Annotated in this window: 16 protein-coding genes and 1 rRNA gene; all 17 read right to left on the bottom strand. The window is 65.4% G+C overall.

Annotated elements, in window-relative coordinates:
* Window positions 1–74, bottom strand: a 16S ribosomal RNA gene (locus tag ACFULV_RS31880); the annotation flags it as partial.
* Window positions 75–522: 448 nt separating this feature from the next.
* Entirely contained in the window at window positions 523–1,803 is a 1,281-nt protein-coding gene (murA, locus tag ACFULV_RS31875) for a UDP-N-acetylglucosamine 1-carboxyvinyltransferase (protein ID WP_378663203.1), read from the bottom strand.
* 91 nt (window positions 1,804–1,894) lie between these two features.
* Window positions 1,895–2,473, bottom strand: a complete 579-nt coding sequence (locus tag ACFULV_RS31870) for a cob(I)yrinic acid a,c-diamide adenosyltransferase (RefSeq protein ID WP_378639398.1) — start codon at window positions 2,471–2,473, stop codon at window positions 1,895–1,897.
* On the bottom strand, window positions 2,470–2,898 hold the full coding sequence (locus tag ACFULV_RS31865) for a DUF2550 domain-containing protein (protein ID WP_378639396.1): 429 nt from the start codon (window positions 2,896–2,898) through the stop codon (window positions 2,470–2,472). The genes ACFULV_RS31870 and ACFULV_RS31865 overlap by 4 nt, the downstream gene beginning before the upstream one ends.
* 186 nt (window positions 2,899–3,084) lie before the next feature.
* Window positions 3,085–3,462, bottom strand: a complete 378-nt coding sequence (locus ACFULV_RS31860) for a F0F1 ATP synthase subunit epsilon (protein ID WP_378663200.1) — start codon at window positions 3,460–3,462, stop codon at window positions 3,085–3,087.
* A 6-nt stretch (window positions 3,463–3,468) separates the two neighbouring features.
* Window positions 3,469–4,917 carry a F0F1 ATP synthase subunit beta gene (gene atpD / locus ACFULV_RS31855; RefSeq protein ID WP_056817894.1) on the bottom strand — a complete coding sequence of 483 codons (1,449 nt, stop codon included), beginning with the start codon at window positions 4,915–4,917 and terminating at the stop codon, window positions 3,469–3,471.
* 25 nt (window positions 4,918–4,942) lie between these two features.
* Window positions 4,943–5,914 (bottom strand): F0F1 ATP synthase subunit gamma, encoded by a 972-nt coding sequence (locus ACFULV_RS31850; protein ID WP_378663198.1) that lies wholly within the window; start codon window positions 5,912–5,914, stop codon window positions 4,943–4,945.
* Between the two features lie 59 nt (window positions 5,915–5,973).
* The gene (gene atpA, locus ACFULV_RS31845) at window positions 5,974–7,614 is read right to left on the bottom strand and encodes a F0F1 ATP synthase subunit alpha (RefSeq protein WP_101464193.1); all 1,641 of its coding nucleotides are present in this window, start codon (window positions 7,612–7,614) and stop codon (window positions 5,974–5,976) included.
* A gap of 67 nt (window positions 7,615–7,681) precedes the next feature.
* Window positions 7,682–8,494, bottom strand: a complete 813-nt coding sequence (locus ACFULV_RS31840; RefSeq protein ID WP_378663195.1) for a F0F1 ATP synthase subunit delta — start codon at window positions 8,492–8,494, stop codon at window positions 7,682–7,684.
* A 19-nt stretch (window positions 8,495–8,513) separates the two neighbouring features.
* A complete protein-coding gene (locus tag ACFULV_RS31835) occupies window positions 8,514–9,071 on the bottom strand; it encodes a F0F1 ATP synthase subunit B (RefSeq protein WP_378635774.1) in 558 nt (185 codons plus the stop codon).
* Window positions 9,072–9,076: 5 nt separating this feature from the next.
* Entirely contained in the window at window positions 9,077–9,325 is a 249-nt protein-coding gene (locus ACFULV_RS31830) for an ATP synthase F0 subunit C (RefSeq protein WP_378635771.1), read from the bottom strand.
* 78 nt (window positions 9,326–9,403) lie between these two features.
* Window positions 9,404–10,129 (bottom strand): F0F1 ATP synthase subunit A, encoded by a 726-nt coding sequence (gene atpB / locus ACFULV_RS31825; RefSeq protein WP_378663206.1) that lies wholly within the window; start codon window positions 10,127–10,129, stop codon window positions 9,404–9,406.
* 383 nt (window positions 10,130–10,512) lie between these two features.
* Window positions 10,513–10,971, bottom strand: coding sequence for a hypothetical protein (locus ACFULV_RS31820; protein WP_378635768.1), 459 nt, complete (start codon window positions 10,969–10,971; stop codon window positions 10,513–10,515).
* A gap of 28 nt (window positions 10,972–10,999) precedes the next feature.
* Window positions 11,000–12,130, bottom strand: coding sequence for an MraY family glycosyltransferase (locus ACFULV_RS31815; RefSeq protein WP_378635767.1), 1,131 nt, complete (start codon window positions 12,128–12,130; stop codon window positions 11,000–11,002).
* A gap of 13 nt (window positions 12,131–12,143) precedes the next feature.
* Complete coding sequence (locus ACFULV_RS31810; protein ID WP_101464199.1) at window positions 12,144–12,809, bottom strand: L-threonylcarbamoyladenylate synthase; 666 nt, start codon at window positions 12,807–12,809, stop codon at window positions 12,144–12,146.
* Between the two features lie 249 nt (window positions 12,810–13,058).
* The gene (prmC, locus tag ACFULV_RS31805; protein WP_378663192.1) at window positions 13,059–13,937 is read right to left on the bottom strand and encodes a peptide chain release factor N(5)-glutamine methyltransferase; all 879 of its coding nucleotides are present in this window, start codon (window positions 13,935–13,937) and stop codon (window positions 13,059–13,061) included.
* Between the two features lie 37 nt (window positions 13,938–13,974).
* Window positions 13,975–15,045: a peptide chain release factor 1 gene (gene prfA / locus ACFULV_RS31800; RefSeq protein ID WP_062984459.1), complete on the bottom strand. Its 1,071-nt coding sequence runs from the start codon at window positions 15,043–15,045 to the stop codon at window positions 13,975–13,977.
* Between the last annotated feature and the right edge of the window lie 73 nt (window positions 15,046–15,118).

Here is a 15,118-nt window from a genome sequence, read left to right as displayed (position 1 = left end):
CCTTACCGCTCGACTTGCATGTGTTAAGCACGCCGCTAGCGTTCGTCCTGAGCCAGAATCAAACTCTCCGTTGAAGACTCTCGAAACAACCCTCCCAAGGGAGAGCGAATCAAAACTATCTAACTAGAGTCCGAAAATCTAGCAAAGCCAAACACCAGCAAAAAAGTTCGCTGTTGTTTTTCAATGTCCAACCTTCCACGACCGGGGGGTACGCGAAGGCTGGAACCAATAATAAATATTGGCACTGACATTCATCGACACACTATTGAGTTCTCAAAGAACACACGCACACACTTCTACCCACAACTTCTCGTCGGGGTTTCGGTGAGGCAAGAGTTCAAACTTAGCTCAGACAACCGGCCGGAAGCAAATCCGTACCGAGTCCGTCTGAACACGCAGTCAGTCAGGCGCTCAACGTCCTACCTCGTGTCCCAGCCAGTGGCTGAGTCGGTGTCCGTGTCGCTCTGACTCGAATAAAGTTACGTGCCGACCAACACGAAGTCAAATCGGCTGGTCAGCGGCCTATTTCGGCGCATCTACCCGTTCGACCTGTCCCCCGAGCGCCTGCATCTGCTCGACGAACCTCGGGTAACCGCGGTCGATGTGATAGACGTCGTGCACTTCGGTGACACCGTCGGCGACGAGGCCGGCGAGCACCAGGCCCGCACCCGCACGGATGTCGGAGGACCAGACCGGCGCACTGGACAACCTCGGGATCCCACGGACCACCGCGTGGTGACCGTCGGTCCGGGCATCGGAGCCGAGCCGGATCATCTCCTCCACGAACCGGAACCGCGCCTCGAAAACGTTCTCGGTGATCATCGAGGTGCCGTCGGCGATCGCGGCCAGGCCGATGGCCATCGGCTGCAGGTCGGTCGGGAAACCGGGGAACGGCAGCGTCGCGAAGTTCACCGCGCGCGGACGTTCGGCCTGTACAACCCGGAAGCCGTTAGCCTCGTAGGAGATTCGCGCACCGGCCGAGCGCAGCTTGTCCAGCACCAGGGCCAGGTGCTTGGGGTTGACACCGGTGACCCGGACATCGCCGGTGGTCATCGCGGCGGCGATCCCCCAGGTGGCGGCGACGATACGGTCGCCGATCACCCGGTGCGTGGTGGGCGAGAGCCTCTTGACGCCCTGCACGGTGAGCACGGAGGAACCGGCACCGTCGATCTGCGCACCCATCTGGACGAGCATGGTGCACAGGTCGACGATGTCGGGCTCGCGCGCCGCATTGTCGATGACCGTCTCCCCCTCGGCCAGGACCGCGGCCATCAGGATGTTCTCGGTCGCGCCCACCGACGGGAAGTCGAGGCGGATCCGCGCGCCCTGCAACTGTTCGGCCGACGCCACGACGCAACCGTGCTCGATCGCACTGGTCGCACCGAGCAGGCGTAGGCCCGCCTGGTGCATGTCAAGGGGTCGCGAACCGATCGCATCGCCACCGGGCAGCGCCACCACGGCGCGTTTGCAGCGCGCCATCAGCGGACCGAGCACACACACCGAGGCGCGGAACTGGGTCACCGCGGGGAAGTCCGCGTGGTACTTGGGCTCGGCGGGGGTATCGATCGTCACCACCGAGTTGTCACCGCTGACGTCGTCGGAGATCGTCACATCGCAGCCGAGGCCGCGCAGCACCTCCGCCATCAAGGGGACATCGAGAATGTCCGGGCAGTTGGTGATGATGGTCGTGCCCTCGGCCAGCAACGAGGCAGCCATCAGCTTCAGCACGCTGTTCTTCGCGCCGCCGACCGCGACCTCGCCGACGAGTCGATTGCCGCCGGAGACCAGAAACCGTTCGCTCACCACGCCAGCTTATCGACCGTCACGCGACGACACGCCCCCCTGCCACGAATGAACAAGAAACCGACCGATTCTCCGCGCCGGAGAGTCGCTTTCAGCGTGGCAGCCCGCCGCCGGGCTGCCACAGGACATCGCCGGCGGGATTGGTCGCCCGGCTGAGGATGAACAGCAGGTCCGAGAGTCGGTTCAGGTATTTCGCGGGCAGCACACCGGTGTCGTCGGGGTGCGCTTCCACGGCCGCCCACGCTGATCGCTCGGCGCGGCGCACCACGGTGCGGGCTGTGTGCAACAACGCAGCCAACGGCGTGCCGCCGGGCAGGATGAACGAATTCAGCGGTGCCAGACCGTCGTTGAACTCGTCGCACCACTTCTCCAGCCGGTCGATATAGGGCTGGGTGATGCGCAGCGGCGGGTACTTCGGTTCGGCGACAACCGGGGTGGACAGATCGGCGCCCGCGTCGAACAGATCGTTCTGGATCTGTCGCAGCACCGCCAGCACAGCGGGCTCGGGCGCACCGAGCGCGACAGCGACACCGAGAGCCGCGTTGGCCTCGTCGCAGTCGGCGTAGGCGATCAGCCGGGGATCGTTCTTGGCGACACGGGAGAAATCGCTGAGACCGGTCGTCCCGTCGTCACCCGTGCGGGTATAGATCCGGGTCAAATGCACGCTCACGACGGGCCTCCACGAGTACGGCGGGCGCGATCGGACGGTCGCGACTCCACCCAGGACAGAAAAGCCGCCATCGAACCGCGGTCGAGCGCGAGCTCGAATTTGCTGTGCGGATCGGTGACGGCTACCACCACGATGTCATCGCTCATGATGTCGAATTCGTCGCCCTGCGGCGCTCGGCGCTCGACGATCTCGAGGCCCTGCCGATGCACCGTGGAGTCGGGTCCGAATTTCAGGCTGGTCAATTTGAAGAAGACGAGGCGATCCTCGTCGTAGCGAATGAGCCCGTGCCGCCAGCCTTGGCCGCCGCGCGCGGGCAGCGAACGTAGGAGTGCGGCCGTGCCCCCGCGGCGCAACATCACCAGCCGATAGGTCGACGCACCGGCTACGAACACGAGCGTCAGCACCAGAATGATCAGGAGAACCATCCCGGTTTGCAATGCCGTACGCCCTTTCGCTCTAGCCGGTGTCAAAGACACCCCCGCCCAGACATTCAATCACGCCCACTACACGGCGCTCCGGCCGGATCATCTATCCCCACGAAAAGGCGGTAAAAACAACTCTGCCGGCGAGGAACCGAAGTTCCTCGCCGGCAGAGAGTCGTACTACTGCGATCAGTCGGTCACGGTCGCTTCGACCGCACGCACCTGGCCCTGGGCCGCGCGCAGCTCCACCTCGGTGGCACTCGCATCGGCCAGCACCTTGCGCGCCGCGTCGACGTCGACCTCGCCCGCCAGTTCCGCGGACTCGGCCAGCACACGCACGGTATCGGCGGTGACCGAGAAGAAGCCACCGTGCACCGCGGCGACGATCCGCTCGCCGTCGGTCGACACGATCGAAACCGTGCCACCCTCGACGAGCTGACCCAGCAGCGGCTCATGGCCCGCCATGATGCCGATCCCACCTTCGGTGGTCTGCGCGCTGACGAACGTAGCCTGGCCGGACCAGAGCTTGCGTTCCACAGCTACGAGATCAACTGTCATCTCCGCCATAGTGGACTACTTCCCGAGGATCTTCTTCGCGGCTGCCTCGACGTCGTCGAGACCACCGCAGGAGTTGAACGCCTGCTCCGGGTAGTGGTCGAACTCACCCTTGCAGACACGGTCGAAGTCGTCGATGGTCTGCTCCAGCGGAACGACCGAGCCGACCTGGCCGGTGAACTTCTCGGCGACGATGAAGTTCTGACCGAGGAACTTCTCCAGGCGACGGGCGCGACCGACGAGGACCTTGTCCTCTTCGGAGAGCTCGTCCATGCCGAGGATGGCGATGATGTCCTGCAGTTCCTTGTACTTCTGCAGGATCCGCTTGACCTCGTTGGCAACCCGGAAGTGGCGCTCGCCGACGATCGAAGCCTCGAGGATACGAGAGGTCGAGGTCAGCGGGTCGACGGCCGGGTAGATGCCCTTCTGCGAGATCGGGCGCGAAAGCTCGGTCGTCGCATCCAGGTGGGCGAAGGTGGTCGCCGGCGCCGGGTCGGTGTAGTCGTCGGCGGGGACGTAGATCGCCTGCAGCGAGGTGATCGAGCGACCCTTGGTCGAGGTGATGCGCTCCTGGAGCTGACCCATCTCGTCCGCCAGCGTCGGCTGGTAACCCACGGCCGAAGGCATGCGACCCAGCAGGGTCGAGACCTCGGAACCGGCCTGGGTGAAACGGAAGATGTTGTCGATGAAGAGCAGCACGTCCTGGTGCTGGACATCGCGGAAGTACTCCGCCATGGTCAGCGCCGACAGGGCCACGCGCATACGCGTGCCCGGCGGCTCGTCCATCTGGCCGAAGACGAGGGCGGTGTCCGGAAGGACGCCCATCTCTTCCATTTCCAGACGGAGGTCGGTGCCCTCACGAGTACGCTCACCGACGCCCGCGAACACCGAGGTGCCCGAGAACTCGCGAGCGATACGGGTGATCATCTCCTGGATCAGAACGGTCTTGCCGACACCGGCACCACCGAACAGACCGATCTTGCCGCCCTTGACGTACGGGGTCAGCAGGTCGATGACCTTGACACCGGTCTCGAGGATCTCGGTCTTGCCCTCGAGCTGGTCGAAGCTCGGCGGCTGACGGTGGATGCCCCACTGCTCGCCGTCCCGGCCGAGGCCGGGGGTGTCGAGGCAGTCACCGAGGGCGTTGAACACGTGGCCCTTGACGATGTCGCCGACGGGCACCGAGATCGGCTTGCCGGTGTCGGTGACAGTCGCGCCACGGACCAGGCCGTCGGTCGGCTGCATCGAGATGGTGCGCACGATGTTGTCGCCGAGGTGCTGGGCGACCTCGAGGGTGAGGGTCTTGGCCACCGACGGGAGCTCGATGTCGGAGTTCAGAGCGTTGAACAGCTCGGGGATGGCGCCACGCGGGAACTCGACGTCCACGACGGGGCCGATGACACGGACGACGCGACCAGCGGTTTCGCCCGCCTTCTTCGCGTTGTCCTGAGTGACAGCTGCGGTCATTAGATTGGTTCTCTTCCTGCGCTACTTAGTCGCGGTCCGAGCTCGACGCCAGCGCATTGACGCCGCCGACGATTTCGCTGATTTCCTGCGTGATCTGGGCCTGACGCACCGAGTTCGCCTCGCGCTGGAGCACATTGGCCAGCTCGTTGGCGTTATCGGTCGCCGCCTTCATTGCGGTGCGCCGAGCCGCGGACTCGGATGCCGCTGCCTCGAGCAACGATGCGTAGATACGCGTGTTGATGTACTTGGGCAGCAATGCCCCGAGCAGCACATCGGCGTCCGGCTCGAACTCGTACTGTGGCGACACCACCGCGTTCGGCGAGTCCGACATGATGTCGTCGCCGAGCTCGTAGTTCTCGTCGACGTAGCTGACCTGGATCGGCGCCAGGCGGCGCACCTCCGGGTTCTGGGTCAGCATCGAGACGAACTTGGTGTACACGATGTGCAGCTCGTCGACACCCTCGATGGTTCCGGTGCCGTCGAGCGAGGGGACCTCGCCGGCGGAACCGGCCATGAAGGCCTCGACCAGGTGCTGGCACGCGGCCGAGGCATCGGTGTACTTGGGCTGCTGGGAGAAGCCGAACCACGACGCCTGGAACGGACGGTTGCGGAACTTGTAGTACGTGATGCCCTTACTGCCCATCACGTACAGAACGGGTTCCTTGCCGTCGCCACGCAGCGTGGTCATGAGCTCTTCGGCACGCTTGAGCACGTTCGAGTTGTAGCCACCGCACATACCGCTGTCACTGGTGATCACCAGGACGGCGGCCCGACGAGCGTTGAGACGCTCGGTCAGCAGCGGGTGCGACAGGTTCTTCGAAGCGCTCGCCAGTTCGCCGAGGACCTTGGTGATCTCCTCGGCGTACGGCTTGGCAGCCGCAACCCTGGCCTGGGCCTTGGAAATTCGCGAGGTCGCGATCAGTTCCTGAGCCTTGGTGATCTTCTTGATCGAATTCACACCACGAATGCGGGAGCGCAATTCGCGCAAACTTGCCACTAGCGGTTCACACTCCCTTCATTCGCCAGATCGGAAATTGCCGACATCATGGACCCGGCTTACTTGTCGACGTGCTTGCGGGTGACCGACAGCGACTCGACCTCTTCGTGGTCCAGCTCGCCCGCGGCAGCCTCGTTCACGATGCGATTGCCGTTCGAATCGAGGAAGCCCTGCTTGAACTTGTCGGTCTCGGCCTTGATCGCGTCGGCGGCCTCGCCGGCGAGCGGCTTCTTGCCACCCTCGAGCGCGTCGAACGAGCTCTGGGTCGCACCGTGCAGGTACTCGAGCAGCTCGGCGGTGAAGCGACGCACGTCTTCGACGGGCACCGACTCGTAGTAACCGGCGTCGACCAGGAAGATCGAGACGACCTGATCCTCGACCGAGACCGGGGAGTACTGATCCTGCTTGAGCAGCTCCACCCAGCGGGCACCACGCTCGAGCTGCGCCAGCGACGCGGCGTCGAGGTCGGAGGCGAAGGCGGAGAACGCCTCCAGCTCGCGGTACTGCGCCATTTCCAGACGCAGCGAACCGGCGACCTTCTTCATGGCCTTGGTCTGGGCGGCGCCACCGACACGGGAGACCGAGGTACCGACGTTGATCGCCGGGCGGACGCCCTTGTTGAACAGGTCGGACTCGAGGAAGACCTGGCCGTCGGTGATGGAGATGACGTTGGTCGGGATGAACGCCGAGACGTCGTTGGCCTTGGTCTCGATGATCGGCAGACCGGTCATCGAGCCCGCGCCCATCTCGTCGGACAGCTTCGCGCAACGCTCCAGCAGACGGGAGTGCAGGTAGAAGACGTCACCGGGGTACGCCTCGCGGCCCGGCGGACGACGCAGCAGCAGCGAGATGGCGCGGTACGCCTCGGCCTGCTTGGTCAGGTCGTCGAACACGATGAGGACGTGCTTGCCCTGGTACATCCAGTGCTGGCCGATGGCCGAACCGGTGTACGGAGCCAGCCACTTGAAGCCGGCGGAGTCGGAGGCCGGGGCCGCGACGATGGTGGTGTACTCCATCGCGCCGTGCTCCTCGAGCGCGGTCTTGACGCCCGCGATGGTGGAGCCCTTCTGGCCGATCGCGACGTAGATGCAGCGAACCTGCTTGTCGGCGTCGCCGGTCTCCCAGTTCGCCTTCTGGTTCAGGATCGCGTCGATCGCGACGGCGGTCTTGCCCGTCTTGCGGTCGCCGATGATCAGCTGACGCTGGCCGCGACCGATGGCGGTCAGCGCGTCGATCGCGGTGATACCGGTGGCGAGGGGCTCTTCGACCGGCTGACGTTCCAGCACGGACGCGGCCTGCAGCTCCAGCACGCGGCGCTCGTCGGACTCGATCTCGCCCAGGCCGTCGATCGGCTGGCCGAGCGGGTTGACGACGCGACCGAGGAACTTGTCACCCACGGGGACGGAGAGCACGTCGCCGGTGCGACGGACCTGCTGGCCCTCTTCCAGCGAGGCGTACTCGCCGAGAATGACGGCACCGATGTTGGTGTCCTCGAGGTTCAGCGCGACGCCGAGAACCCCGCCGGGGAACTCGAGCAGCTCGTTGGCCATCGCCGAAGGCAGGCCGCTGACGTGCGCGATACCGTCGCCGGTATCGGTCACGACGCCGACTTCTTCGATGGAGGTTTCCGGGGTGTAGCTCTGGGTGTAGCTCTCGATCGCGCTACGGATCTCGTCGGAGGAGATCGTCAGCTCCGCCATGTTGTTCCTGCTCTCGCTGTGGTCTCGAATGTCGGGGATGGGGGAAGTGGAGTCAGGGCCTTGTCGATTACGACAGAGCCCGACGCAGCTTCTCCAGTCGGCCGGTGGCGCTGCCGTCGATCACGTCGTCTCCGACGCGCACGACGACGCCGCTCAGCAGCGTCGGGTCGACCTGCACGTGCACGGTGACCGCCTTGCCGTAGATCCGCTGCAGGGAAGCCGACAGCTTCTCCTTCTGCTGATCGTTCAGCTCGACCGCCGAGTTCACGTGGGCGACGATCTGGTCACGACGGGCCGCCGCCAGATCGGACAGGGCGTCGAAGGCGACGCCGATGTTGTTGGTCCGCAGCCGGGTCGCCGCCTGCTCGGCCAGCGCCAGGGTGACCGGCTCGACCTTGCCGGTGAGCAGCCGCTCGATCAGTTCGCGGCGCGCGTGCGCGGGCTTTCCCTGATCGGACAGTGCCTGCTCGAGCTGCGGGTTGTCGGCGATGATGCGTCCGAGCCGGAACAGCTCGTCCTCCACCGCGTCCTGTCGGCCACCGACGGCGGCAGACTCCAGCAGAGCCTCCTGCCCGAGCAGCACCAAGGTTTCGACCAGGTCGCGGGTGCGTGACCAGTCCTGCGCCACCGCGGTGGTCAGCACTGCCTGCGTGGCAGCGCTGACCTTGCCGCCGAAGACCCGTTCACTGAGCTCAGCGCGCGCCGAACCCGGTACCGAGGCGTCCGCGAGCGCCACACGCAGCGAACGCTGGTCGTCCAGCACGGCGACAACGGCGAACAGTTCCGACCCCGTTGTGGCCGCGACAGTTTCGCTTCCGGTCAGAGCGACCCGAAGCGCCTCGCGAGACCGGGTACTGGCCTCGCGGCTCGCTGCGTACATGCTTCTCACTTTCGCGTCGCTACCTTCCGACCCCGATGGCGTCGGTGTCGTCGAGTTCGCGGAGGAACTTGTCGATCGACGCCGCCTGCTTGGCTTCGTCCGAAACAGACTGACCGATGATCTTCTCGGCCAGGTCGACGGCCGTACGGCCGACCTCGGAACGCAGCTCCGTCAGGATCTGCTGGCGCTGGGCTTCCAGCTGGGAGTGACCGGCGGCGACGATGCGGTCGCTTTCGGCCTGGGCATCCGTGCGCATCTGCGCGAGGATCTGCTGACCCTGGGTGCGTGCTTCCTCGCGGATGCGCGCGGCCTCGAGCCGGGCTTCGGCAAGCTGCTGCTGGTACTGCTGCAGCGTGTGCTGTGCTTCTTCTTGAGCTGCTTCGGCCCTGGCGATACCGCCCTGGATCTTTTCAGCACGCTCATCGAGCACCTTGGTCAGGCGCGGTGCCACGAACTTGTAGAACAGGACCGCGATGATGGCGACGCAGATCGCCGACCACACGATGTCGTATGTGGCTGGGATCAGAGGATTGACGGTCTCTGCTTCCTCTGCAGCCAGCAGTGTGTACTGAGGCATGGGAATCAGAAAATGAAGCCGGCGACGAGGCCGAGCAGGGCAAGGGCCTCGGTCAGCGCGATGCCGAGGAACATGGTGGTCCGGAGCTGACCGGCCAGCTCGGGCTGACGGGCGATACCTTCGATCGTCTTACCCACGAGGATGCCGATGCCGACGCCGGGGCCGATCGCGGCCAGACCATAGCCGATGGCACCGAAGCCCTTGTTGGTGGAGGTGGTGTTGACGGCTTCCTGGGCCAAGTACGAGAGGCTCATGAGTCTTCCATTCCTTTCTGTTGCTCACCCGCCGGACGGCGTGGTGCAGCAGGGGTTTCGTGTAAGTGGCTAGTCGGATCAGTGTGAATCGACGTGCTCGGCTTGTCCGATGTAGATCGCAACCAGCAGCGCGAAAACGTAGGCCTGCAGCAGGACGACGAGCAGCTCGAAGAGCGTGAACGCGATGCCCGCGAGGAGCGAGAACGGTGCGAAGACCTTCATCCAGTTGTCCGCGTCGAACAGGAAGAACTGCGTCGCGGCGAAGAACATCACCAGCAGGATGTGACCGGCGAGCATGTTGGCCATGAGTCGGACGGTCAGCGTGAAGGGACGCAGCAGGAAGGTCGACATGAACTCGATCGGGATCAGAAGCACATGGAGCGCAGCCGGAACACCCGGAACCACGATGCTGCTGCGCATGTACTTGATGAAGCCGTACTTCCTGATGCCGACGTAGTTGAACGCGATGTACGCGATCACGGCCAGGACCAGCGGCATGGCGATCCGGCCGTTGGTGGAGATGTTCAAGCCGGGAACGACGCCCGAAAAGTTCAGGAAAAGGACCGTGAAGAAGATCGTCGCGATCAGCGGGAAGAACTTCCGCCCGGATTCCTTACCCAGCACCTCGTCGCAAATCTGCTCCTTGACGAAGACCAGACCGAACTCGGCGATGTTCTGCAGCCGGCCGGGAATGATCCGCGGGCTCCGAAATGCTGCGAGCATGAATCCGAACAGCACCGCGGTCATCAAGACGCGAACGAGCACCAGGCGGTCGATCTCGATGAACGTGCCCTCGAACAAGATCGCTGGAGGGAAGAAGTCGATTAGTGATGGCGTATGGAACTCGCCCGCCCATGTTGTGGCGCTCAGCGTTCTCTCCCGTGTTCGGGCCGCGGGAACATCATCCCGTCGGTTCGATCGGACATTGACGATCAGGTGCTATCAACTCAAACGCTCGAACGTGGCCACAACGGGCTCCGCGGCAAAAGTCCGCATAGCACCTGCGCGGTGTCGGCGACATCGTCGATATGCCTCCGCCGGGCAATCAGCCCGGACTCGGCAGTAAGCATAGCGGCACCAGGCGGGATCGCGACGATCCCCCCAAGTAGTGGGGTTCGGCCCCAGCTTGGCTGCTTGCTTACCAACACTTTACCAAGCTATCTACGACAGTGTGTAGCTGGGTGGGATTATTCCTGCTCGGAAGCCGTTTCGCCGTCCCCCGCGCGTGTCGTCACGTACGGAACCTTCTGGCGCGCAACTCCATACACCTCGGCACCCAGCACGATGACCAGAGCACCGACAACGGTGAAGAACAGCGCGGGCCTGCTGTAGAAGTCGAACTGCCGCAAAACGGCGATGACCAGCAGTCCGACCAGCATCTTGCCCACCCAGCCCGCCAACATCGCCAGGCCCGCGGTGCTCGGCGGCAGCTTCGCGCCGAGCAGGACGACCACGACTGTCGTCAGGATGAACGCGCCGCCGATCGCCGACCCGAGCACCGCGCCCCATATTCCCGGTGCGCCCGCCACCGCACCGGCGATGGCGATCGAGAGCACGACCAGCACACCGAGGCCGATCAGGCCGTAGCGCAGCGCGGCGCGCAGGGGGGCGTCGGGGCCTGGCACGGTTTCGGGTGTAAAGCTCACGCGCCGAACTTTACCTTGCGCGCCGTTGTCAGCTCTTTGCCGACTCGGTCCTGCGTACCGACGGGATCGCGGTCACCAGCAGCGCGAACACCAATCCGCCCGCTACCAGCAGAACAACGAGTCGCCGATCCATCAGGGAAGTTCCCACCGCGCCGAACGCGAGTACGCCGACCCATAAATAGATCAGCAAGACCACGCGACGGTGCGAATGTCCGATCTGGAGCAATCGGTGGTGCAGATGCATTTTGTCCGGTGTGGAGAAACTCACGCCGGCGCGCACCCGGCGCACGATCGCCAGCAACAGGTCGAGGACCGGAATGAACATCACCGCGCCGACCAGCAACAGCGGCGACAGCAAACCGACAATGTCGCGCGGGCCGTAACCCTGTAGGGGAATTCGGCCGGAGGCACCGGTGGATACCGCGGCCAAGATCAAACCGATCATCATCGAGCCGGTATCGCCCATGAATATTCGCGCGGGCGAGAAATTGTGCGGCAGAAATCCGAGACAGGCGCCGGCCAGCGCGGCGGCCAGCAACGCGGGCGGATAGGTGTCGACCGAACCGCCCTGGTCGTAGAGCAAACCGATGGAGAACACGAAAACCGCGCTCGCGCAGATCAAACCGAGACCGGCGGCGAGACCGTCCAAACCGTCGACGAAGTTCATCGCGTTCACCAGGGTGACGGTGATGCCGACGGTCACCAGGCCACCCTGCAACGCGTCGAGCACAACGGTGGTGTCGTTGAAGGGGTTGTAGATCACGTACCAGCTCAGGCCCATCACGGCCATCACGCCCGCGGCGGTGATCTGACCGACGAATTTGGTGAGCGCGTCCAAGCCCCACCGATCGTCCACGATGCCGACCAGCACGATGATCGTCGCGGCGACCAGCACCGCCGGGATATCCGGGGCGTAGTCGAAACCTCTTCGCAGCGCGGGCAACTGGTGCGCGAACAGCACCGCGGCGACGACGCCGACATACATGCCGACACCACCCATCCGCGGCACCGGCTTCACGTGCACATCACGCTCACGTGGCACCGCCACGGCACCGAACGCGATGGCGAGCACCCGCACACCTCCGGTGGCCAGGAAAGTCACCGTGGCGGAGACGAGCAGCACGAGCAGTAGCTCGCGCAGGGGAACGACTGAGCTCATCAGCGGCGTGCGATCACCGCTGTGCGGAGCTGATCAGGGCTTCCGGCACCATCCCGAGCACCTCCGCGATATCGGCCACCGACACAGCACCCTCCCGCAACACCCGCGGCTGATCCGCGGTGAGGTCGACGATCGTCGAGGCCACAGCGTGTTCGGCCGGACCGCCGTCGAGATACACGCTCGCCAGCGACCCCAGCTGCTCGCGCGCCTGCGCGGCGGTGGTCGCGGGCGGCTGCCCCGACACATTGGCGCTCGACACCGCCAGCGGCCCGACCTCACGCAACAATTCGAGCGCCACGGGATGCAACGGCATCCGCAACATCACCGTGCCACGGGTATCACCGAGATCCCACGCGAGCGAAGGCGCGGCCTGTACGACAAGACTCAGCGCACCGGGCCAGAACGCGCGGATCAGCTCCCGGGCCTGCGGACGCACCGAGAAAACCAGACCGTCGATCGTGTGCCACGACCCGACGAGCACCGGCACCGGCATATCCCGCCCGCGCCGCTTGGCGGCCAGCAGATCACTCACCGCGGCGGAATCGAACGCGTCGGCGGCGAGGCCGTAGAGCGTGTCGGTCGGCATCACGACCAGACGACCGGACTTCAACGCGCTGGTAGCCGCCGTAATCCCCGCGGCCCGCGAATCGCTCTCGGCACAGTCATAGACGGTACTCACGCTGTTCCGCCTCTCCGAATATTTAGCCGGTCTTAGGTGCGGCAAGAGTGTAGCTCTCGAGCCGACGGCCGGATGTAGGGGGACTTTTGGCCGTCCCCGGCGAGCTACTCCTGCCCGTGCGCGGATCAGTAGTGGCATCAGATGCCCGGAGTGTGCTGGGTGGCACCGCGCTCGCCCGACCATGCGATTCGTCGGCGTTCGATGTTTGCCGGTCACGAACAGCAGACGCGGCGTCGCCGTCGAACTCGGTCAGGGATGATCCGTGCCCGCGACGACGAAGCGGGGCTTGTCGGCCAGGTCGGTGTGTTCGACGATGCCGGTGAAGCCGGCTGCCGCGAGCAGAGCCGCCACTCCCCCGCCGTTGGTGTCGTCGTGCTCGATGGCGGTCGCGCCGCCGGGGCGCAGCAGACGGGCGATGGTGGGGACCATCGCCCGAATGATGTCGAGGCCGTCCTGGCCGCCGAAGAGGGCGCGGTGAGGGTCGTGGTCGGCAACCTCGGGGTCGAGGATCGCCGCGTCGGGGATGTAGGGCGGGTTGGCGACGACCAGGTCGACGCGGCCCGTCAGCGGGGTGAGCAGGGCCGGGTCGGTGACGTCGTCGGCATACAGGGTGATCGGGGTGTCGCCCTCGGCGATGCGGGTGCCGGCGTTGCGACGGGCCCAGGAGAGGGCGTCGGGGTCGAGTTCGACGGCATGGACCTCGGCGTCGGGGCGAGCGTGCGCGATGGCCAGCGCCAGGGCGCCCGAGCCTGTGCACAGGTCGACGACGATCGGAGTGTGGTCGTGGGTGAGTGTCCCGAGATAGCCCAGCGCCCACGCGAACAGCAGCTCGGTCTCCGGGCGCGGGACGAACACGCCGGGGCCGACAGCGAGGTCGATCTCGCCCATCGCCGCCGTTCCGGTCAAGTGCTGCAAGGGAATTCGCGCGGCCCGCTGCTCGATCAGCGCGCGGTACCGATCGGCGACCTCGAGCTCGACCATCGGGATCAGCGCCAACCGCATGCGCTCGGTGCCGAGCACATGGGCCGCGAGGTTCTCCGCGTCCGGCAGTGGCGAACCGACGCCCGCCTCGGCCAGGCGCGCGGCGGCTTCGACGATCAGCGGACGCAACCGGAGTCGTTCGGTCACTGGATCACCCCGTGCACTCGAGCGCCCCGCATGCCGATTACTCGGCAGCCATTCGGGCGTCGCGGTCGGCTTTGCCGAGCGCGTCGAGCAGCGGGTCGAGGTCACCGTCGAGGACGGCATCCAGATTGTGTGACTTGAAACCGATGCGATGGTCGGCGATCCGGTTCTCCGGGAAGTTATAGGTGCGGATCCGCTCGGAGCGGTCGACCGTACGGATCTGGCTGGCGCGACCGGCCGCGGCTTCCTGGTCGGCCTGCTCCTCGGCCAGCGCTTGCAGCCGGGCGGCGAGTACCTGCATGGCGCGCGCCTTGTTCTGTAGCTGGGAGCGTTCGTTCTGGCAGGTCACCACGATGCCCGAGGGCAGGTGGGTGATGCGGACCGCGGAGTCGGTGGTGTTGACGCCCTGACCGCCCTTGCCGGAGGACCGGTAGACGTCGATGCGCAGGTCGGTCTCGTCGATCTGCACCTGCTCGACCTCGTCGGGCTCGGGGTAGATCAGCACGCCCGCGGCCGAGGTGTGAATGCGGCCCTGCGATTCGGTCACCGGCACGCGCTGCACCCGGTGCACCCCGCCCTCGAACTTGAATCGCGACCACACCCCGTCGCGCGCGGCGTCCTTGCTCTTGATCGACAGCGTCGCGTCCTTGTATCCGCCCAGGTCGGAATAGGTGACATCGAGCGTCTCCACCTTCCAGCCGTGCCGCTCGGCGTACCGGATGTACATGCGCGCCAGATCGGCGGCGAACAGCGCGGATTCCTCGCCGCCCTCGCCGGACTTCACCTCGAGCACCACGTCGTCTCCGTCGTGCGGGTCGCGCGGCGCGAGCAAGTCGGCGAGAGCCTGTTCCAGCTCCACCAGCTGCGTCTCCAGGCCGGGCACCTCGGCGGCGAACGACGCGTCGTCGGAGGCCAGTTCGCGGGCGGCTTCCAGATCGTCACGCACGGTCTCGAGTTTGCGATAGGTGCTCATCACCGGCGCCAGCTCGGCGAACCGCTTGCCCACCCGTCGCGCCGCACCCGCGTCGTTGTGCAACGACGGATCGGCGAGCTGCATCTCCAGGCCGGCGTACTCGGCCAGGATGTCGTCGATAGCGGACGGCTGCGTCACAGAGAGTTCCTTATGTGTGGGAAAGCGATTACCTCGGGCAGAGAAACCACCGACGCCCGGCCTGCTGATGCAG

Origin of the sequence: Nocardia sp. NPDC057272 (assembly GCF_042668615.1) — a bacterium.
Classification (GTDB): domain Bacteria; phylum Actinomycetota; class Actinomycetes; order Mycobacteriales; family Mycobacteriaceae; genus Nocardia.
The sequence above is the reverse complement of the archived record's forward strand: the minus strand, read 5'-3'. Positions and strand labels throughout refer to the sequence as shown.

What these genes read in the sequence shown, in the direction of transcription:
- ACFULV_RS31865 (WP_378639396.1), bottom strand. Translation starts at nt 2,898, where the DNA reads ATGGTTCTCCTGATCATTCTGGTGCTGACGCTCGTGTTCGTAGCCGGT.
- ACFULV_RS31860 (WP_378663200.1), bottom strand. Translation starts at nt 3,462, where the DNA reads ATGGCGGAGATGACAGTTGATCTCGTAGCTGTGGAACGCAAGCTCTGG.
- atpD (WP_056817894.1), bottom strand. Translation starts at nt 4,917, where the DNA reads ATGACCGCAGCTGTCACTCAGGACAACGCGAAGAAGGCGGGCGAAACC.
- atpA (WP_101464193.1), bottom strand. Translation starts at nt 7,614, where the DNA reads ATGGCGGAGCTGACGATCTCCTCCGACGAGATCCGTAGCGCGATCGAG.
- ACFULV_RS31840 (WP_378663195.1), bottom strand. Translation starts at nt 8,494, where the DNA reads ATGTACGCAGCGAGCCGCGAGGCCAGTACCCGGTCTCGCGAGGCGCTT.
- ACFULV_RS31835 (WP_378635774.1), bottom strand. Translation starts at nt 9,071, where the DNA reads ATGCCTCAGTACACACTGCTGGCTGCAGAGGAAGCAGAGACCGTCAAT.
- ACFULV_RS31830 (WP_378635771.1), bottom strand. Translation starts at nt 9,325, where the DNA reads ATGAGCCTCTCGTACTTGGCCCAGGAAGCCGTCAACACCACCTCCACC.
- ACFULV_RS31815 (WP_378635767.1), bottom strand. Translation starts at nt 12,130, where the DNA reads ATGAGCTCAGTCGTTCCCCTGCGCGAGCTACTGCTCGTGCTGCTCGTC.